We start from the raw sequence: 19,869 nt of genomic DNA on the forward strand, positions 1-19,869 counted from the left end.
TCCACCGTGCCGCACGCGTGGGGTCGAGTTTAGGAGTGGACCCCGGCACGAGGCCGGGTTGACGGTTGGGGATTGGGTGACATGACGTTTCTGGCTTTCGGCGAACTCATGCTGCGTCTGTCGCCGCCGGGGCGCGAGCTGTTGATGCAGACCCCCAAGCTCGACGTGTGGATCGCGGGCGCCGAGGCCAATGTCGCGAGCGCACTCGCCCGGCTCGGCCACGACGTCGCGGTCGCGAGTGCGGTGCCCGACAACGATCTCGGTCGCGCCGCGCTGACCAGCCTGCGCGGGTCGGGGGTCGACACCGAGGGCATCCTGCTGCGCGGCGAGCGGATGGGATTGTATTTCGTCACCTCGGGCGCGGGCCTGCGCGCGACCGAAGTGATCTACGACCGCGCCTATTCCTCCTTTGCCGAAACCCCGACCGAAGCGTGGGACTGGGATGCGCTGCTCGACGGTGTCGATCGGCTGCATCTGTCGGGCATCACCCCCGCGCTCGGACCCGTCCCTGCCGCCAGCGCGATCGCCGCGGCGGAAGCGGCGGCGACCAAGGGCATCGCGATCTCGTTCGACGGCAATTGGCGCGGCAAATTGTGGGAGCGCTGGGACAGCGACCCGCGCGGTATCCTCACGCAATTGGTCGCGCATGCCGACCTCATGTTCGGCAACCACCGCGACATCGCGCTGCTGCTCGATCGCGATTTCGGCAGCGATGGCGAGGATCGCCGACGCGAAGCCGTCGACGCGGCGTTCGCGGCCTTCCCCAAGCTCCAGACGATCGCCTCGACCGCGCGCCACGTCGAACACGTCGACCTCCACCGCCTCTCGGCGCGGATCGATACGCGCGCGGGGCATGCGCAGACCGAGGAAGTCGTGCTCGCCGGGATCGTCGACCGGATCGGTGGCGGCGATGCGTTTGCCGCCGGCGTGCTCCACGCCTTGCGGCGTGGTGGCGACATTGGCGAGGCGGCAAAGACCGGCCTCGCGCTGGCCGCGCTGAAGCATTCGCTGCCGGGCGACGCATCCTTGTTCCGCCAGTCCGATATCGACGCGTATCTGGCGGGCGGGCTCGATGTCCGCCGCTGAGCTGACGCGCCGCGCGCTGCTCGGCAGCGGCGCGGCGACGCTGGCGCTCGGGGCGAGCGGGTTGCGCGCGGCGGGACCAGCCGCGACGCGCATTGCGTGTCAGGCTGGCCGCTTCGAGGGCGTCCGGGATGGCACTGCGGTTGCGTATCGCGGCATCCGCTACGGCCGCGCCGAGCGCTTTTGCGCGCCGACGCCGTTCCGCTACGGCAGCGACGTCCACCGCGCCGATCAGTTCGGCCCGGTCGCGCCGCAGAGCGGGACCGGCTATGGCGCGCAATCCGAGGATTGCCTGTTCCTCAACATCTGGACCGGCCCGGGCGCGGCGCGCGCGAAGCCGGTGCTGCTCTACATCCATGGCGGGGCCTATTCGAACGGCAGCGTCACCGATCCGCTCAACGACGGCGCAGCGCTCGCGGCGCGCGGCGATGTCGTCGTCGTCACGGTCAACCACCGGCTCAATGCGCTCGGCTATCTCTATCTTGCGCGGCTCGGTCCGCGCTTTGCCGACAGCGGCAATGCCGGGCAGCTCGACCTGATCCTCGCGCTCAAATGGGTACGCGATAATATCGCGGCATTCGGCGGCGATCCGAACCGCGTGATGGTGTTCGGCCAATCGGGTGGCGGCGCGAAGATCGCCACAATGATGGGGATGCCCGCCGCACGCGGCCTGTTCCAGCGTGCCGCGACGATGAGCGGCCAGCAAGTCACCGCCTCGGGCCCGCTCAACGCGACGGCGCGTACACGCGCCTATCTCGCCAAGCTCGGCGTCGACGAGCGCAACCTCGCGCCATTGCTCGCCATGCCGCCCGAACGGCTCGTCGCCGCGCTCGACGCGACCGATCCGATCCTCGGCGGCGGGGTCTATTTCGGGCCGGTGCTCGACATGAAATGGCTGGTGCGCCACCCGTTCTGGCCCGACGCCAATCCGCAGGGGCTCGGCATTCCGCTGATCCTCGGCAACGTCCGCGACGAGACGCGCGGCTTCATCGCGATCGACGGTCCCAAATTGAAGGGCCTCAGCTGGGACAATATCGCCGCACGGATGGCACCCGAATTGCGGATCGACGTGCTCCCCGAATGGGTCGTGTCCGAATATCGCGCGCATTTCCCCGATTGGTCGCCGGTCGACGTGTTCTACGGCGCGACCACGGCGGGGCGGAGCTGGCGCGGACAAGTGATCGAGGCCGAGGCGCGCGCGCGTGCCGGAGCGCCGGCCTGGGTCTATCAAGTCAATTTCGGGTCACGCACCGATCCGCGGCGCGGTGCCTTCCATACGATGGACATTCCGCTGGTGTTCGGGACGCTCGGTGCACGCGGGTCGCAGACGGGCACGGGCGCCGACGCGCGCGCTGCATCGCAGGCGCTGCAGGACAGTTTCGTCGCACTCGCCAAGAGCGGCGATCCCAACCATGCCGGCTTGCCGGCCTGGCCGCGCTACGACCTGACGCAGCGCGCGACGATGATGATCGACGGCGTGTCGCAGCGCGCCGACGACCCCCGCCGCTGGCAGCGCGAACTGTTTGCGCGCGTGCCCTATATCCAGCCGGGCAGCTGACTCAAAAACGCCGTTGACACCGGTTACCAAAGGCGACATTTAAGCGTCAGGACGAGATCGCCGCAGAGCGACCGTCGGGCAGGAGAGGTGCCATGCGCCGCACAGGCGCGCATTTTCCTCTCCTGTTCGCTGATCCGACGCTCCACCGCGGAGCCGGCCCAGCAACCGGTGTCAATCACCGCCGCGCGACGACGCATGGCGGTTAGGGGGGATGAGAAATGAGCACGCTTTCCAAGGGCCTGAAGCTGCAGCACGGTGTCTCGGTCGGCGCGATCGTCACCGCCTTGCTGCTCCCCGCCGCCGCGCTGGCGCAAGCCGCGCCGGGTTCGCCCGCGCAGCCGGTTGGCGCGCCCCCGGTCGAAAGCCAGGCTGTCGACACGGCCGCCGATGCGACCGGGCAGGACATCGTCGTCACCGGCTTCCGCCAGTCGCTCCAGGCGGCGCTCAACGTGAAGAAGAATTCGGTCGCCGCGGTCGATTCGATCGTCGCCGAAGACATCGCCAAATTCCCCGATCAGAACCTCGCCGAGTCGCTCCAGCGCATCCCCGGCATCTCGATCCAGCGCGACGCGGGCGAAGGCCGCGCGATCACCGTGCGCGGCCTCGGCGCGCAATTCACCCGCGTCCGCGTCAACGGGATGGAGACAGTCGCCACTTCAACCGATGGCGCCAGCGCCAACCGTGACCGCGCGTTTGATTTCAACGTCTTCGCCTCGGAGCTGTTCAGCTCGCTCGTCGTCCACAAGACCGCCGAGGCTTCGCTCGACGAAGGCTCGCTCGGCGCGGTGGTCGATCTCAACACCGGCAACCCGCTCGGCGGCAAGAAGGCCGGATTCACCGGCGCGCTGTCGGTGCAGGGATCGTACAATACGCTGTCGAAGACGACCGGCCCACGGGTCGCTGGCCTGCTGTCGTGGCGCAACGATGCCGGCACCTTCGGCGCATCGGTTTCGGGCGCCTATTCGAAGCTCGATACGCTTGAGCTCGGCAACAACACGACGCGCTGGGCGCAGGCGCAGTTCGACTCGGTCAACGGCACGCCGTGCTATTACAATACGAGCGGTACGGGGGCGGCGCAGGTCTTCACCACGCCCGCGGCGAACAGCGGCGGCGTCTATCGTTCGAGCGCGGCGTGCGACAAGGCGTCGCTGGCGTTCCACCCGCGCATCCCGCGCTACGGGGTGATCAAGCACAACCGCGAACGGCTCGGGCTTACTGGGAGCGTCCAGTTCGCGCCGACCGAGAAGACCAAGATCTCGATCGACGGGCTCTATTCGAAGTTCAAGGAAACGCGCGAGGAGCAATGGGTCGAGGTGCTTTTGCGGAGCAACGAGCGGTCGATCGACTTGGTCAATCCGGTCTATGACGCGAACAACAATCTGATCTCCTCGACGCTCAACGACGCCTACAACCGCAACGAACATTATCTGCGCAAGTCGAGCACCGAATTCTACCAGATCGGCGGCACCTGGGACCAGGATGTCACCGACAAACTCCGCTTCACGCTGCTCGGCGGCGTGTCGAAGTCGGATGCAAGCATTCCGGTCGAGACCACCATCCTGTTCGATAACAAGGCGGCGCAGGGGTATCAGTACGACTATACCAACATGAGGAGCCCGAAGCTGACCTTCGGCGGCAATGTCGCCGATCCGACCAGCTACCAGCTCTCCGAAATCCGCGATCGCCCGTCCGATACGGTCAACAAATTCCGCACCGCGCAGCTGCGCGGCGAGTGGGACGTCGCCGAGGGTTTCCAGATCAAGGCGGGCGGCGTCTATCGCAAGTTCAGCTTCGATACCGCCGGCTTCACGCGCGACACGGTGGTGTGCGGCAATGGCGGCAAGGATCTCGTACTCGGCACGCTGAACTGCTCGCCGACGAGCGCGATCGCGCCGGGGTCGGTGTACGGCTTCCCGGTGACCTCGGCATTGGCCGATATCGTAAGCCTCGGTTCGGCCGGGCAGCCGGCGGGTACGACCACGCAATTTGCGATCGCCAACATCCCTGCGGCGGCGGCCTACACCAACCTCTACAGCCGAACCCCGGTCGTCGATCCGGGCAACACGCGCAGCGTCTCGGAAGAGGTCAAGGGCGCCTATCTCGAGTTCGACACCAAGGGCGAGCTTTTCGGCCTGCGCTACGCCTTCAACGCAGGCGTGCGCTATGCAAAGACCAATCAGGTCTCGACCGGCATCATCAACAGCGCGACGCTGACGGTGAAGCGCGATTATGACGACTGGCTGCCATCGCTTAACGTGGCGCTGTATCCGACCGAGAACATCATCGTGCGCGGCGCGGTCGCCAAGGTGATGACGCGTCCCACGCTCGGCAATCTAACGCCGGGCGGCTCGGCCGATGGCAACAACTTCCGGATCACCAACGGCAACCCGTTCCTCGATCCGTTCCGCGCGACTGCCTATGATCTTGCGATCGAATGGTATTTCGCGCCGCAGTCGATCGCATCGGTCGCGGTGTTCAAGAAATCGATCGACAGTTTCCCGGTGTCGAACAGCGTCACGCAGACGCTCGCCGAGGCGGGGCTGACGCGCGACGTGCTGCTGCCGAGCTCGGCTGGCTACATTCGGAACGATCCGACCCAGCTCTACACCGTCTCGAACACGATCAACGGGACCGGGGCATCGCTCAAGGGGATCGAGCTGTCGGTGCAGGCGCCGTTCAAATTCCTGCCGGGCTTCCTCAAGAATTTCGGTGGGATCGCCAACGCGACCTTCATCGACAGCACGGCGAGCTACGGCGTGGTCGGGCCATCGACGCTGGTGTGCGCGACGCAGTTCACTTGCCGGCTCGTCGCGCCGGCCGCGGTGCAGCGGACCTCGACGCTGTTCGGGCTGTCGAAAAAGGCGTTTAACGGCACGCTCTATTATGAGGACAGCAAGTTCAGCGCGCGCGGCTCGATCAGCTATCGCGGGCCGTATGTCGACCAGAACAGCGGCACCGGCAACGTGTTCGAAGGCTATAACGCCACGACCAATATCGATGCGTCGGTGCGCTATCGCTTCACCAAATGGCTCGAGCTGTCGATCGAGGGCACCAACCTCACCGATACCTATCGCGATCGCTATACCGATCTCGATGCGAACCGGAATTACGAGAACAACCATTTCGGCCGCACGATCATTTTCGGCGCGCGCATGAAGCTCTGACCTAGAGCGCGTTTCCTCCCCTCGCGGACGGTGCCGGGTTCGGCATCGTCCGTTTTTGTTTCGGGCGCACGCCGCGGCTCGACGGTCGCGAGTTTGTCGGACCGTTTCCGGTCTGGGCACGGGCGCGGCGGCTCGGCTAGGAGAGTATGATGATTGATGTCGGACTGATCGGGTACGGGCTCGCCGGAGCCTCCTTCCATGCGCCGCTGATCCGCGCGGTGCCGGGGCTGCGACTGGCGGGCGTGGTGACCTCGCGTGCCGCGGCGGTGGCGCGTGACTGGCCGCAGGCGAAGGCGGTGGGCGATGCCGAGGCGCTGTTCGCCGATCCCGATATCGGCCTGGTGGTGATCGCCACGCCCGACCATCTCCATGCCCCGCTCGCCAAGGCGGCGCTCGAAGCGGGCAAGCCGGTCGTGATCGACAAGCCGTTCGTCACCGATCCCGCCGATGGCGCGGCGCTGATCGCGCTCGCCGAGGCGAAGGGGCTGATGCTGTCGGCATTCCACAATCGCCGCTGGGATGCCGACTTCCTGACCGCGCGAGCGCTGGTCGATGCCGGGACGCTCGGCGACATCGCGCTCGCCGAATTGCGCTGGGACCGCTTTCGCCCGGCGATCAAGCCCGGCTGGCGCGAAACCGCGGGGGCGGGGCTGCTCAACGATCTCGGCCCGCATCTGCTCGACCAGGCGCTGCAGCTGTTCGGCATGCCCGAGGCGCTGACCGCAGATCTCGCCACACAGCGTGCGGCGGCGACGACCGAGGATTATTTCGAACTCACGCTGCACTATGGCGCGCGCCGGGTGATCGTCTCGGCGGCAACCTTGCTCGCGGCAGCGCGGCCGCGCTTCGCGCTGCACGGGACGGGCGGGAGCTTCGTCAAACATGGCATCGACCCGCAGGAAGCCGTGCTGCGCGCGGGGCTGCCGCCGACGACGGCGGGCTTTGGCGAAGATGCGCCCGAGGCCTATGGCACGCTGACCGATGCCGAGGGCGTCGCGCGCGCGATGCCGAGCGAACGGGGCGATTGGCGGGGCTATTATGCAGGGGTCTTGGCGGCGATCACCATGGGCGCGGCGGCGCCGGTCCCGGCGGAGGAAGCGCTGAGCGTCATGCGTTTGATTTCGCTTGCGCGCGAGAGTGCGGCGCGCGGGCGGAGGCTTGCTACCGCTTAGTCTGGACGTTCGATCGAACCCTTCGCGCTCCCCTCCCGCCTGCGGGAGGGGCTGGGGGTGGGCGCGCGCTATCGCCCTCGCGGCTGGGTCGTGGAGGGTCCTGCCGCGTCAAGCGAACGGTCCCTGCATAGCGCGCGCCCACCCCCTACCCCCTCCCGCAAGCGGGCGGGGAGGAGCGATCCCCGACGGCGGCACATATTATTTCTTGGGGACGACCGGCTCATGGACCCGAGCGAGCCGGCTACCGACCGGCTTATCGCGCGAGGGGCGCGTGCTCGATATTGGGCAGGACATGCCGCGCGAACAGATCGGCCTCGGCCGCATGCGGATAGCCCGAGAGGATGAACGCCTCGATCCCCATCTCGCGATAGGCGTTGAGCTTGGCGAGCACCTGGTCGGGATCGCCGACGATCGCAGCCCCACAGCCCGAGCGCGCGCGCCCGACGCCCGTCCACAGATTGGCCTCGGCATAGCCGTCGTCCGACGCGCCCTCGCGCAAAGCGGCCTGCGCCGCGACGCCAGCCGAGGTCGAATCGAGCGACTTCGCTCGGATCGCCGCGCCTTCGGCGGCGTCGAGCTTCGACAGCAAGCGGTCCGCCGCGGTGCGCGCCTCGGCTTCGCTATCGCGCACGATGACATGCGCGCGATAGCCGAACTTGAGTGTCCGGCCGTGCGCGGCGGCGCGTGCGGTCATGTCGGCGATGATGCCGGCGACGACTTCCTGCTTGTCGGGCCACATCAAGAACACGTCGCAGCCCTTGGCCGCTGCTTCGCGCGCGTCGGGCGATAGTCCGCCGAAGTATAGCAGCGGTGCCTTGCCCGAAACGGTGCCGATGCGTGGCGGATCGATCTTCAATTTCCAGAACTCGCCGTCATGGTCGAGCGGCTCGCCGTTGAGCAGCGTCTTGAGGATCTGCATCGCCTCGACCGTGCGCGCATAACGCGGCGCCGAGCCGAGCGTTTCGCCGGGCATGTCCGACGAGATGATGTTGACGGTGAGCCGCCCGCCAAGCAGCCGGTCGATCGTCGCGATCTGGCGCGCGAGCTGTGGCGGCCAGGTCTCGCCGATCCGCACCGCCATCAGCAGCGCCATGCGCGTGAGCATCGGTGCGATCGCCGCGGCGAAGGCGGTCGTGTCGATGCCGAGCTGATAGCCCGAGGGGAGCAGGATATTGTCGAACCCGCCGCTTTCGGCCTGGAGCACGATGTCGCGGCAATGCTCCCAGCTCGATTTGAGCTTGGCATCGGGGACGCCGAGGAACTCGTAATCGTCATCGCACAGCGCCGAGAACCAGCTGATCTCGCAGGGCGGGAGCGCGCTCATGGCAGCTTCTCCCCGCGCGCGGCGACGAGCACGTCGTACCACGTCTGGCGGGTGAACTTGACCTTGAAGACGTCGGCAATCTCGCCGATCCGCGCGACATTCTGCGTGCCGACGATCGGGATCACGCGCGCCGGATGCGCCATGATCCAGGCATAGGTCGCAGCCGCACGCGACACGCCTGCCGCGTTGGCGACGACATCGAGCGCCGCTGCGACATTCCTGGACCGATCGTCCTCGGGTGCGCCAAGCCGCCCGCCGCCGAGCGGCGACCAGGCGAGCACGGCCATGTCGCGCTCCATCGCAAGATCGAGCAGGCCGTTGGTGATCGGCTCGAGCTCGAGCGGCGAGAATTCGGGCTGGACGGTCGCGAGCGGGATCGTCAGCAGCGCGGCGAGCGCCTGCGTTTGTGCGATCGTGTAGTTCGAAACGCCAACCGCGCGGACCTTGCCGCTGGAAACCATTTCCTCGAGCGTGCGCGCCACTTCCTGCGGATGCGCGAGAATGTCGGGGCGGTGGATCTGGTACAGATCGACCTGCTCGACCTGCAGCCGCTTGAGCGAGGTCTCGAGCGCGCGCATCAGATAGGTGCGGCTCGAATCATAGGGCACGGGCGGGGTAATCCCGCCCTTGGTCGCGAGCACCATCCGGTCGCGCATTCCAGGCGTTGCGCTGAAGATCTGCCCGAGCAGCGACTCGGCATCGCCGAACCCGCCGCTGCCGTTGAAGCCGTAGATGTCGGCGGTGTCGAACAGCGTGACGCCAGCGGCAAACGCCGCCTCGATCAGCGCGCTGCCCTCGGCCGGAGTGACGCCGGCGAAACGCCACATCCCCCAGGCAATCGGCGAGACCATGATTCCGCTCTTGCCGAGCGGACGCATTTCGGGTGTAAGTGTGATTTCAGACATCGTTGTCATATGAGGCGAATCCCGTGGTAGAGCAAGTGCGATATGGCCTGGTCGGCACTGGAATGATGGGCGTCGAGCACATCACCAACCTTGCCATCACGCCGGGTGCGGTGGTGACCGCGCTTGCCGATCCCGCGGCAGGGTCGCTCGGCTGGGCGAAGGACGCGCTCGGCGACAAGGCCGCGCAGGCGGCCGCGTTCGATTCGGTCGAGGCGCTCGCCAGCAGCGGACTGTGCGATGCGGTGATCGTCGCCAGCCCCAATTTCACGCACCGTTCGGTGCTCGAGCCGCTGTTCGATGCGGGGCTTCACATCCTGTGCGAAAAGCCGCTCGCGACGACGCTCGACGATTGCCGCTGGATCGTCGATCGCGCGGGCGCCACCGACAAGGTCTTCTGGACCGCGATGGAATATCGCTACATGCCGCCCGCGGCCGAGTTCATCGCCGACATCCATGGCGGCAAGATCGGGCGGCTGCAGATGCTGTCGATCCGCGAGCATCGCTTCCCGTTCCTCGTCAAGGTTGCCGATTGGAACCGCTTCAACCGCAACACCGGCGGGACGATGGTCGAGAAATGCTGCCACTTCTTCGACTTGATGCGGCTGATCACGCAGAGCGAGGCGGTGCGTGTCTATTGCTCGGGCGCGATGGACGTGAACCATCTCGATGAGACGTATGGCGGCGAACGGCCCGACATCATCGACAACAGCTATACGACGGTCGATTTCGCCAATGGCGTACGCGCGATGCTCGACCTGTCGATGTTCGCCGATGGCGCGGAGAATCAGGAAGAGATCACCGCGGTCGGCAGCGATGCGCGGCTTGACGTGCTGATCCCCGAGGGCGCGCTGGTCCATTCCCCGCGCGTCGGCTTCCGCAATCCCAAGCAGGCGACGCGCCGCGTTGTTCATACCGACGAGACCGCGCTCAACGCGGGCAGCCATCACGGATCGACCTTCTACGAGCATCAGCGCTTCAACGCCGCGGTGCGCGGGGCGGGACCAGTCGACGTCACCGCGCATGATGGTATGATGGCGGTCGCGATCGGCACCGCCGCCGAGATCAGCGCGCGCGAACATCGCGTCGTCGAAATGGCCGAGCTCGGAGTCTGAGCGCGAAGCGGAACTTTACTGCTGGCAAGCCTGATCACGCTGTCAGAATGATCAAGACGATAATACCCATCGCCAAGATGGGATTTTACCGAAGGGGATGATGATGAAAGCTCTTTACCTGACTGGCGCTGCCACGCTCGCGTTGCTCGCCGCCACGCCGACCTATGCGCAGACTGCGCCCGAACCCGCCCCGCAAGCCGAACCGGCTGCCCCCGAAGACGCCGCCCCCGGTGACATCATCGTCACCGCACAGAAGCGGTCCGAGCGCCTGCAGGACGTTCCCGTCGCGGTGACGGTCGTATCGGGCGACGCGCTCGCCGCGCAGGGCAAGACCAGCCTCGAGGGCGCGCAATATCTCGTGCCGTCGCTCAACTTCCTCAAATCGGGCACGACGCTCAACCAGTCGCTGTTCCTGCGCGGCGTCGGCACCTCGACCTTCTCGATCGCGGGTGAGCCGTCGATCTCGACGGTAGTCGACGGCGTGGTGTTCGCGCGCGCGGGCGAGGCGTTCGGCGACCTGGTCGACATCGATCAGCTCGAAGTGCTGCGCGGGCCGCAGGGCACGCTGTTCGGCAAGAACGCCTCGGCCGGCGTGATCAACATCATCTCGAAGAAGCCGACCAGCACCTTCGGCGGTTATGTCGAGGCGGGGTTCTTCACCGACAGCGAATATCGCGGCCGCGCGGTGCTCAACGTGCCGCTCGGCGAGAGTGTGCGCTCGCGCCTGACCGGCTTCTACACCAATTACGACGGCAACATCCGCAACACCGCCAATGGCAAGCTGGTCAACGGTTTCGAACATTATGGCGGCCGGCTGCAGGTCGATGCCGATGCCGGGCCGAACGTGAAGCTCGCCTTCATCGCCGATTATCACAAGAACAATGACGATTGCTGCGGCGAGGTGATCGCCACCGGCACCCCGGTGGTGTCGGGCACGACCGTGACCGGGTTCACGACGACCAACCCGGCGTTCAGCGTGCTGCCGACGCCGCGCGGTACCAACACGCGCGAGCTCGCGCAGAACCTCGTCACGCGCACGACCGAGACGGGCTACGGCTTCTCGCTCCAGGCCGATATTCAGGCGGGGACGCAGACCGTCACCTCGATCACCGCCTATCGCGACTACAAGAACACCGAGATCCGCGACGGCGATTTCCTGCCGGCCGCCTATATCGGCTTCAATCAGCTGCATGATTTCGGGCCGCAGACCGGCAATACCTTCAGCCAGGAATTGCGGCTGACCTCGCCGGGGCACCAGTTCCTGACCTATGTGCTTGGTGCCTATTATTCGCGCGCCGAAAGCGAGCGGATCTTCACGCGCAACGATCAGGTCTGCAATTCGCTGGCCACGCCCGCGCCGACCGTGCTGACGCCGTGCTCGAGCCCGCTCGCCGCACCCTCGACCTTCCCGACCGGCACCGCCGATTTCGGATCGGTGTTCAAGAATTTCGCGCTGTTCGGGCAGGGGACGATCAACATCGCGTCGCGCTTCCGCGTGATCGGTGGGTTGCGTTATACGGTCGACCAGCTCGACGTGTTCCACATCCGCCGCACGGCGCTCAACGGCCCCGGCATCAACACCAATTTCGACGCGGGCGTGTACAATAACGGTCTTGGCGGCGGTGTCTCGAACGGCGTGCCGTTCCGCGGCAAGGCGACCAACGAGAATCTGTCGGGCAAGGCCGGCGTCCAGTTCGACATTTCGCGCGGTTCGACCGCGTATGCGACCTACGCCCGCGGCTATAAGGGGCCGGCGTTCAACGTTTTCTTCAACCTGACTGCGACCGGCACCAACGTGATCGCGCCCGAGACGTCGGATTCGTACGAGATCGGGCTCAAGAACACCTTCTTCGGGGGCAAGCTGACGCTCAATCTGGCCGCCTATTACGCCAAATATCATAATTTCCAGGCGAACAATCCCGATCTCGTCGCGGGTGTGGTCGTCACGCGCTTCACCAATGCGGGTGACGTCTCGACGCGCGGGGTCGAGCTCGACACGACCTTCCGCCCGGTCCGCGATCTCAGCCTGACCGGCGGGCTTGCCTATACCGACGCGCATGTCGACAATTTCCGCGTGCCGGCACCGGGCGCCGCCGCGGTACCCAACGGAACGCCGCTTGGCTTCGCGCCGAAGTGGAAGGGCAATCTCAGCGCCGACTATCGCGTGCGCACCAGCGGGTTCGCCGATATTCTGCTGGGCGCGCAGGGATCGTACCAGAGCAGCGAGCTTGGGCTGTTCTCGGCCGATGCGGTCCAGCGGCGGCTCGGCACGATCGGGGCGTACGGCCTGGTCAATCTGTCGGCCGGGCTCGTCAGCAAGGACGAGCATTACAAGCTGACCTTCCAGGTGCGGAACCTGTTCGACCAGAGCTTTGCCGCGTCGATCATCAATGGTGGGCCGGGCGGTGCGTATCGCTACCAGATCCCCCGCGACGCCGATCGCTACTATGGTGTGACCGGGCGCGTTACGTTCTGATCTGTCAAATCCTCCCTCGCGCAGCGGGGGAGGGGGCAGCCGAAGGCTGACGGGGGGGCCGCTCCGCAAGCGATGCGCATGCGGTGGCGCTCCCTCCACCATTCGCTAAATGCGCATCCTCCTCCTCCCCCGCGTCGCGCGGGAGGATTTAGTGTGCGGCCACCAAGCCGTCGCCGCGCTCGCTCTCGTCGACCGGCACGATCACCGGGATCAGCAGGTGGATCGCCAGCAGCGCCACCAGATACGATCCCGCACAGATCGCCAGCGCCGGCGCGTAGCCCCAGCCATGCGCGAGCGCATAGGCCTGGAACTGGATCATCCCGATCGAGCAGAGATTGCCGCAGAACGCCGCGATCCCGATCCGCGAGCCGACCGAGCGCGCCGGGGTGATGTCGGTCGTCACGCCGAACACGTTGGTCGAGAAGCCCTGATGCGCGAACAGCACGAGGCCAAGCAGCAGCGCTGCACTCCACGGGCTCGACACCGACTGGACGAACACCACCGGCAGCACGAGCAAGGCATAGCCCAGCATCGCGGTTTTCCGCGCGCGGTTGACGCTCCAGCCCATCGCCATCAGCCGCGACGGAACGAAGCCGCCGGTCAACGCACCGCACGCCGCGAGCACATAGACCAAAGCCACCGGCAGCCCGAGCGTACCCTGCGGGAGGCCGAACAGCCGGTGAAACAGATCGGGCAGCCACAGCAGCATGAAGAACCACACTTGGTCCGACAGCACCTTGGCGATCGCGATCGCGGCGGTCTCGCGGCTGCGCAGAACGCTGAGCCACGGCACTGGCGCCGGCGCGACTGCGTCGAGCGCGACGGGCTTGATGCGGACCCCGAACCACACGACCACCCAGACGACGCCGAGCCCGCCCGCGAGCAGAAACGCCGCCTGCCAGCCGAACGCCACCGCGAGCGCGGGGATGAACAGCGGCGTGATGATCGCGCCGATATTGGGCGCGGTGTTACCGATGCCGAGCGCGATCTGGCGGTCCTTGTGGTTGAAATAGGTCGCCGCCGATTTGACCGCAGCCGGCGTGCCGACCGATTCGGCGATGCCGAGCACGATGCGCGCGGCGAAGAAGGCGGGGACCGAGGTCGCAAAGGCATGCGCCATGCCCGCGAGGCTCCAGATCAGCACGCCGAGCGCGAAGCCGAGCCGCAGGCCGACGCGGTCGAGGAACCAGCCGGTGCCGAGAAAGGCGAACGCCGTCGCGATCTGGAAGGCGGTGCCCATATTCGCATAGTCCTGATCGGACCATTGGAACTGCGCCTCGAGCGTTGGCTTGAGCAACGCGAGGATCTGTCGATCGACATAATTGAGCATCACCGCGACGAACACCATCGCGACGATGATCCAGCGCGCTGCGCCGCCCCTGATTGCCATTCCGATCCACTCCCATCTTTTTCTTGAGACAGCGTTGTCAGATAATCGCGCTTCGGGCTAGACCTTCTTCGCTCGGGCTTGTCCTGAGGATCGCCGCATCGCAAGACCCAAGACTGCGCTGTGGTGTACGGGAGACTGCGGGACAAGCCCGCGGCGGCGCAAGGGTGGAGCAAGATGGCGACCAAGCAACCGAAACGTCCGCTCCCGATGGCTGCCGATCTCTACGGTGATCTGTACGGCGACATCGAAACCGCGCCCAAGCATGACTGGCGCGGCTATGTCCCCGGGCTCGTGGTGGTGGCGATGGGGACGCTCGCCGCGGGCTTCCTGTCGGATCATTACGGCATTCCGCTGACGCTGATGGCGTTGCTGATCGGCCTCGCGCTCAATTTCCTGAGCGCCGACGCGCGGTTGACGCCGGGCCTCGCCTTCGCCTCGCGCTCGCTGTTGCGCTGGGGGATCGTACTCGTCGGAGTGCGGATCACCTTCGGGCAGATCGTCGCGCTGGGTCCTGTCGCCTTGCTGTGCGTCGTGCTGATCGTCGCGCTGACGATGGGCGCGGGCATCCTCGCCGCGCGGCGCTTCGGTTTCGATACCGCGTTCGGCATCCTTGCCGGCGGGTCGGTCGCGATCTGTGGCGCGAGCGCGGCGATGGCGCTGGCGACGACGCTCGGCGAGAAACGCACGACGCAAGCGCAACTGACGCTGGTGCTCGTTGGCATCTCGGCGATGAGCGCTTCCGCGATGATGCTGTATCCGCTCGTCGCGCACGCCTTCCACATGAGCGATCTCAAGGCCGGCTTCCTGCTCGGCGCGGCGATCCACGACGTCGCGCAGGCGCTCGGCGCGGGCTATTCCTATTCGGACGGCGCAGGCGGGATCGCCGCGATCGTCAAGCTGACGCGCGTGGCGTTGCTCGCGCCGGTGCTCGCTGTGGTGGCGATGGGGCTCGCGCGCTGGGGCGGCGGGGGCGAGGGTGCCGCCAAGGGGCCGGGGGTGCCGTGGTTCGTGATCGGCTTCTTCGTGCTCGCCGGGATCAATTCGTTCGGCGTGATCCCGCCGATCGTTGCGGGCAGTGCCGAAAAGATCGCAGCGGCGATGCTCGCGACGGCAGTCACCGCGACCGCAATCCGCTCGCCGCTCGCGCAGCTGCTCGAGGCGGGGCCCAAGCCGCTGCTGGTGATCCTGATCGCGACGCTGGTGGCGTTCGGCCTGGCGCTCGCGGCGGCGCTGCTGCTGATCGGTTAGCGTGGTTTAGAACGGCTTTGCATCGTCTCTCCGTTCGCCCTGAGCCTGTCGAAGGGCCTTCGCCGCTCGCGAGCGGCGTGCGTGGAGCGCGGGGCTTCGACAAGCTCAGCCCGAACGGATGAGAGCACACGCCTTGAGCAGATACGGCGCGATCCCTCAGCCCTGCGCGACCGGCCCGGTCGATTCGCGCACGATCAGTTCGAACGCCACTTCGCGCCGCTCGATCGGCGCATCGGCGGGGGCGAGGAGCAGGTCGGCGGCCTGATACGCCATTTCGCGCGTCGGCTGACGGATCGTGGTGAGCGGCGGCCAGACGAAGCCCGCGAGCGCGGCATCGTCGAACCCGGCGACCGAAAGCTGCCCCGGCACCGCCAGCCCCCGGCGATGCGCGACCGTGAGTACGCCTGCCGCCATATCGTCGCTCGATGCGAAGATCGCGGTCGGCGGCGCGTCGAGCGCGAGCAACGCCTCCGCTGCGCGTGCGCCCGAGGCGAAGTCGTAGCTCCCCTCGCGCACCAGGATCGGATCGAGCGAAAGTCCTTCTTGCCCGAGCGCACGCGCATAGCCGCGCATCCGTTGCCCGCTCGTCGCATAGCTTGGATGCCCCGCGATGAAGCCGATCCGGCGATGGCCGAGCTCGAGCAGATGCGCCGTCATCACGCGCGCCGCGCGCTCATTGTCGATGAAGGTCGAGCTTGCCAGATCGACCGCACTCCCGGGCGAGACGCGAACGAAGCGCACACCACGCCGCTCGAGCAGGTCGAGCACTTGCGGGTGATCCGACACCGGCGGGGTCAGGATCAGGCCGTCGACGTGCGTCGCATCGACCAGATTCTCGATATCGTCGAGCAGCGTCGCCGCGTTGCGGTCATACGGTTGCGCGATCATCCGCACGCCGTCCTGCGCGCAGCGATCGCGGATCCCCGACTGCATCTCATAGACATAATAGGGGCTGGGATTGTCGCAGATCAAAGCGATCTGGAAACTGCGCTTTCCCGCGAGCGAGCGTGCCGCCGTGCTCGGGCGGAAGTTGAGCTCGGCGACCGCGGCCTCGACCTTGGCGCGCGTCTCGACGCCGACATAGCGCTCCTTGTTGAGGACGCGCGAGACGGTCTTGATCGATACGCCCGAAACTCGCGACACGTCCTTGATCGTCACGCGCAAAATGCCGGCTCCCCATTGCCCTGCCGCGGGGTGTGCCGCAGCAGGGCCGGGTCGGCAATACGCATCCACCCCGGGCGCGTGTTATGCCATCGTGTTGCGGCCGCGCTCGATCGTCGCGGTGTGGCCGATGCTCGCGCTGGTGTTCGCGGCCTTGATGGTTTCGAGCATGATCCAGTCGTTGCTCGCCTTGGTCGGCGTCAGCGTCATCGCCATATAGCCGCGGCGCGAGGTGTCGCACCATTTGAGCTCGGGATTGGCGCGGACGAGCGTCGCTGCGATCACCTTGGGATCGGTGCGCGAAGCGGCCTCATAGCCGGGCGAGCTGACCGCGTGGCCGGCGAATTCGACGCCGGCGGGCTTGCCGTCCTGGCCGAGATCGTACGCCCAGGCATTGTGGCTGTCGCCCGACAGCACGATGAGGTTCGCGCCGAGCGCCTGCGCGCCCTTGAGGAAGCGTGCGCGCGCGGCGGGATAGCCGCCCCAATTGTCGTAGTTGAACGGCAGGCCCACCTTGGCGGCGGCAACGCCGGCGAGGATGTAGTTCTTCGCGCGTGCCGGGGCATCGGGGGCAACCCAGCTCAGCGCGTCCTGCGGCATCATCGTTTCGCCCATGATCGTGCCGAAGCCGACGACTTGCCAGCGTTGCCCGGCGCGGACCGATTGCGCCATCGCGTGGCTGAGCCAGCTTTCCTGCTGGCTGCCCATCATCGTCACCGCCGGGTCCATCCACGCGCCGTTGCGGAATGCCTTCAGCGCTGCGGTCGGATCGGCTTCCTTGAACAGCGGCGCCACGTCGGGCTGCTTGGTGCGCGCGAGGAGGCGCGTCTCGGTGCGGAACAGCGTGGCGAGCGTGCCGATCTCATACGCCTTCCACGGCTCGTCCGACACCGGCATCCACTCGCGATACGCCTGGATCGAGGCGGCGCGGCGCGCATTCCAGTCGCCTTCGTCGGCCTGATGATTCTCGGCGCCGCCCTCCCAGCTGTCGTTCGCCGATTCGTGATCGTCCCATTGCACGATCATCGGCAGCTTCTGGTGGAGCGCCTGCAACGCCGGGTCGCTGCGATAGCTGGCGTAGCGGATGCGATAGTCGGCCAAGTGGAGCAGTTCGGTCGCGGGCAAGGGCACGCGGCCGGCGACTTGGTCCTTGAGCGCGGGATAGTCGCCCGCGCGATATTCGTAGAAATAGTCGCCGAGATGGATCGCGAGGTCGATGTCGTCGCGCGCGGCGGCGTGGGCATAGGCGTTGAAATAGCCATAGGGCATGTTCGAGCACGAGAAGGTCGCGGTGCGGAAGCGATCGACCGGGCCGACCGGGAGCGTGCGCGTCGTGCCGACGGGCGAGAAGCTACCGTCGGGCGCGACGAAGCGGAAGTGATAGCGCGTGGCGGGCTTCAATCCGTCGACGGTGATCTTGGCGGTGAAATCGCGCCACACGCCGGTGATCTGCGATCCGCCGGCTGCGACGCGCGCGAAATCGGGGGTTTCGGACAGTTCGACGCGGACTTCGGCGGTGTCGCCGGCGGCGGGAACGTAGCGCGTCCACAGCAGCATCGAATCGCTGGCAGGCTCGCCGCTGGCGACCGAATGCGTAAAGCCGCGCGTGCTCGTCACCGAGGGCGTCTGCGCGAAGCCCGGCACGGCAAACGCGCCGATCCCGAGCGAGCCGGTCAGTAGGAACGAGCGGCGGTCGATACGGATGGTCATGCGCGGATCTCCAGAAGATTGCGATTCCCTGCCACCGGGATATGGCGCGTTCGTGACAGCGGCAATCGTGCAGCGTAAGCCGCGTCGATGAGGGCGCGATGACACGATTGGTGGGTTTGCCGTGGCGCTGGCTGGCGGCCGCGCTGGTGGTGTTCGCAGCGCTCGCCTTGCTCCACCCGATCGACCATGACGAAAGCCAATATGTCGCCGCGGCGTTGCTGAGCGCGCAAGGCGAGCTGCCGTATCGCGACTATGCCTATCTCCAGACACCGTTGCAGCCACTGGTGTTCGCGCCGATCGCGTGGGCGGCGGGGTGGCATGCGTGGCTCGCGTTGCGGCTCGCCAATGCGCTGCTCGGCGTGTGCATCCTCGGCTGCGTCTGGCGCGCGGCGCGCGAGGCGGGGGCGGGGGCAGGTGCTGCGCTGGCGACTGCCGGGCTGCTCGGCGCCTGCGACATCCTGCTGTTCAGCCTTTCGACCGCGCGCAACGACGCGCTTCCGGCGGCCTTTCTCGCCGCCGCTTTGATCCCGATCGGGCGGGCGGAGCGCGACGGCGCGACGCAGGGGTCTGCGGTGCTGGTCGGGGTGCTGCTTGCGGCGGCAGCGGCGGCCAAGCTGTCCTATGCGCTCCCGGCGCTGGCTTATGGTGGCTATGCGCTCTTCGACCGGCGGCATCGCCCGGTATCGGTGCTGCTCGGGGCGATGCCCGTGGCGGGGCTGGTGGCGTGGTTTTGGGCGCTCGCGCCCGCGGCATTCGTGTTCGAGACGATCACCTTTCCCGCGGTGGCGCCTGCCGAATTCTACGCCGATCGACCGTGGAAGCTGTCGCTGCTGGGCAAGGCGATCGACAGCCTCAAATTCCTCGCGCTGGGGCCGGCGCTGCTGGCGCTGGTCGCCATTCGCAAGCGGCTGTGGCGGCCGGATGTGCTCACGGTTCTGCTGGGCGCGGGGCTGGTGGCGGCATTGCTGCCGCTGCCGACCTGGCGGCAATATCTGTTGCCGGCGCTGCCGCCGCTGTTCGTCTTGCTCGCGCTCGAATGGCAGCGCGCACGACCTGCGCGCTGGATGCGCGTAGCGGCGGCGGTGAGCGTTGGCGCGGGGCTCGCCCCGACGCTGATCGAAGCGGCACAGTCGCGCGGCGCAACTTCGCTCCTCGCGGCCGTGGGTGAGGGGCGTGCGATCGCGCTTGCGCTCGACCAAGCGGGCGTCCGCGGCCCGGTCGCGACGCTCTCGCCGCAATTTCTGGGCGCGACGCACGCGCTGCCCGATCGTCGCTTCGCGACCGGGCCGTTCTATTTCCGCAGCCATGCCTTGCTTCCCGCGCCCCGCGAGGCCGCGATGCATCTCGTGTCGGCCGATCGTCTAGTCGGGCTCGACCAGGCGCCGCCCGCAGCGATCCTGGTCGGGGGCGAGGGCGGCTGGAGCAGCGGCGACGCGACGCTCGATGCGCGGCTCGAGCGGTGGGCGCTGATGCGGCACTATCGCGCGGTGCCGATCGCGAGCGCGCGCTTCCGGTTGTACGTCCGCTAACCCCCCTGCGCCCTCGTTTCGCCCGAATGTCGACCTA

General features: G+C 67.1%; 13 protein-coding genes. 8 read left to right on the forward strand and 5 right to left on the reverse strand.

The features are described 5' to 3' along the window. The first annotated feature begins 81 nt into the window (after positions 1-81). From E2E30_RS16470 to E2E30_RS16485, 4 genes are all read left to right on the forward strand, one after another. Positions 82-1,086 (forward strand): sugar kinase, encoded by a 1,005-nt coding sequence (locus E2E30_RS16470; RefSeq protein WP_133191468.1) that lies wholly within the window; start codon positions 82-84, stop codon positions 1,084-1,086. Beyond that, entirely contained in the window at positions 1,073-2,641 is a 1,569-nt protein-coding gene (locus E2E30_RS16475; protein ID WP_133191469.1) for a carboxylesterase/lipase family protein, read from the forward strand. The genes E2E30_RS16470 and E2E30_RS16475 overlap by 14 nt, the downstream gene beginning before the upstream one ends. Positions 2,642-2,859: 218 nt before the next feature. Then, the gene (locus E2E30_RS16480; protein WP_133191470.1) at positions 2,860-5,805 is read left to right on the forward strand and encodes a TonB-dependent receptor; all 2,946 of its coding nucleotides are present in this window, start codon (positions 2,860-2,862) and stop codon (positions 5,803-5,805) included. A gap of 149 nt (positions 5,806-5,954) precedes the next feature. After that, a complete protein-coding gene (locus tag E2E30_RS16485; protein ID WP_133191471.1) occupies positions 5,955-6,977 on the forward strand; it encodes an oxidoreductase in 1,023 nt (340 codons plus the stop codon). 253 nt (positions 6,978-7,230) lie between these two features. Here E2E30_RS16485 and E2E30_RS16490 read toward each other — a convergent pair whose 3' ends face one another. Beyond that, positions 7,231-8,301, reverse strand: a complete 1,071-nt coding sequence (locus tag E2E30_RS16490) for an LLM class flavin-dependent oxidoreductase (protein ID WP_133191472.1) — start codon at positions 8,299-8,301, stop codon at positions 7,231-7,233. Continuing rightward, complete coding sequence (locus E2E30_RS16495; RefSeq protein WP_133191473.1) at positions 8,298-9,206, reverse strand: aldo/keto reductase; 909 nt, start codon at positions 9,204-9,206, stop codon at positions 8,298-8,300. Before E2E30_RS16495 ends, E2E30_RS16490 begins: the two co-directional genes overlap by 4 nt. A 35-nt stretch (positions 9,207-9,241) precedes the next feature. Between E2E30_RS16495 and E2E30_RS16500 the strand changes: the two genes are divergently transcribed. Together E2E30_RS16500 and E2E30_RS16505 are read left to right on the forward strand one after the other, a co-directional pair. Further along, on the forward strand, positions 9,242-10,318 hold the full coding sequence (locus E2E30_RS16500) for a Gfo/Idh/MocA family protein (protein ID WP_133192155.1): 1,077 nt from the start codon (positions 9,242-9,244) through the stop codon (positions 10,316-10,318). Positions 10,319-10,421: 103 nt separating this feature from the next. After that, complete coding sequence (locus E2E30_RS16505; RefSeq protein WP_206365597.1) at positions 10,422-12,794, forward strand: TonB-dependent receptor; 2,373 nt, start codon at positions 10,422-10,424, stop codon at positions 12,792-12,794. Positions 12,795-12,942: 148 nt separating this feature from the next. On the opposite strand, the gene E2E30_RS16510 is transcribed toward E2E30_RS16505, so the two are convergent. Then, on the reverse strand, positions 12,943-14,184 hold the full coding sequence (locus E2E30_RS16510) for an MFS transporter (RefSeq protein WP_133191475.1): 1,242 nt from the start codon (positions 14,182-14,184) through the stop codon (positions 12,943-12,945). Between the two features lie 207 nt (positions 14,185-14,391). Between E2E30_RS16510 and E2E30_RS16515 the strand changes: the two genes are divergently transcribed. Further along, complete coding sequence (locus tag E2E30_RS16515; protein ID WP_133192156.1) at positions 14,392-15,432, forward strand: YeiH family protein; 1,041 nt, start codon at positions 14,392-14,394, stop codon at positions 15,430-15,432. Positions 15,433-15,588: 156 nt separating this feature from the next. Here E2E30_RS16515 and E2E30_RS16520 read toward each other — a convergent pair whose 3' ends face one another. Together E2E30_RS16520 and E2E30_RS16525 are read right to left on the reverse strand one after the other, a co-directional pair. Continuing rightward, positions 15,589-16,596 (reverse strand): LacI family DNA-binding transcriptional regulator, encoded by a 1,008-nt coding sequence (locus E2E30_RS16520; RefSeq protein WP_133191476.1) that lies wholly within the window; start codon positions 16,594-16,596, stop codon positions 15,589-15,591. An 81-nt stretch (positions 16,597-16,677) separates the two neighbouring features. Continuing rightward, positions 16,678-18,303, reverse strand: coding sequence for an alkaline phosphatase D family protein (locus E2E30_RS16525; RefSeq protein ID WP_133191477.1), 1,626 nt, complete (start codon positions 18,301-18,303; stop codon positions 16,678-16,680). 98 nt (positions 18,304-18,401) lie between these two features. Here E2E30_RS16525 and E2E30_RS16530 point away from each other — a divergent pair, with 98 nt between their 5' ends. Beyond that, positions 18,402-19,832, forward strand: coding sequence for a DUF2029 domain-containing protein (locus tag E2E30_RS16530; protein ID WP_133191478.1), 1,431 nt, complete (start codon positions 18,402-18,404; stop codon positions 19,830-19,832). The last annotated feature ends 37 nt before the right edge of the window (positions 19,833-19,869 follow it).

Source organism: Sphingomonas sp. AAP5 (assembly GCF_004354345.1).
GTDB lineage: Bacteria > Pseudomonadota > Alphaproteobacteria > Sphingomonadales > Sphingomonadaceae > Sphingomonas > Sphingomonas glacialis.

Coding starts and splice junctions, on each gene's coding strand:
- E2E30_RS16470 (WP_133191468.1), top strand. CDS start 82: ATGACGTTTCTGGCTTTCGGCGAACTCATGCTGCGTCTGTCGCCGCCG.
- E2E30_RS16495 (WP_133191473.1), bottom strand. CDS start 9,206: ATGTCTGAAATCACACTTACACCCGAAATGCGTCCGCTCGGCAAGAGC.
- E2E30_RS16485 (WP_133191471.1), top strand. CDS start 5,955: ATGATTGATGTCGGACTGATCGGGTACGGGCTCGCCGGAGCCTCCTTC.
- E2E30_RS16490 (WP_133191472.1), bottom strand. CDS start 8,301: ATGAGCGCGCTCCCGCCCTGCGAGATCAGCTGGTTCTCGGCGCTGTGC.
- E2E30_RS16475 (WP_133191469.1), top strand. CDS start 1,073: ATGTCCGCCGCTGAGCTGACGCGCCGCGCGCTGCTCGGCAGCGGCGCG.
- E2E30_RS16525 (WP_133191477.1), bottom strand. CDS start 18,303: ATGACCATCCGTATCGACCGCCGCTCGTTCCTACTGACCGGCTCGCTC.
- E2E30_RS16530 (WP_133191478.1), top strand. CDS start 18,402: ATGACACGATTGGTGGGTTTGCCGTGGCGCTGGCTGGCGGCCGCGCTG.
- E2E30_RS16480 (WP_133191470.1), top strand. CDS start 2,860: ATGAGCACGCTTTCCAAGGGCCTGAAGCTGCAGCACGGTGTCTCGGTC.
- E2E30_RS16505 (WP_206365597.1), top strand. CDS start 10,422: ATGAAAGCTCTTTACCTGACTGGCGCTGCCACGCTCGCGTTGCTCGCC.
- E2E30_RS16515 (WP_133192156.1), top strand. CDS start 14,392: ATGGCTGCCGATCTCTACGGTGATCTGTACGGCGACATCGAAACCGCG.
- E2E30_RS16510 (WP_133191475.1), bottom strand. CDS start 14,184: ATGGCAATCAGGGGCGGCGCAGCGCGCTGGATCATCGTCGCGATGGTG.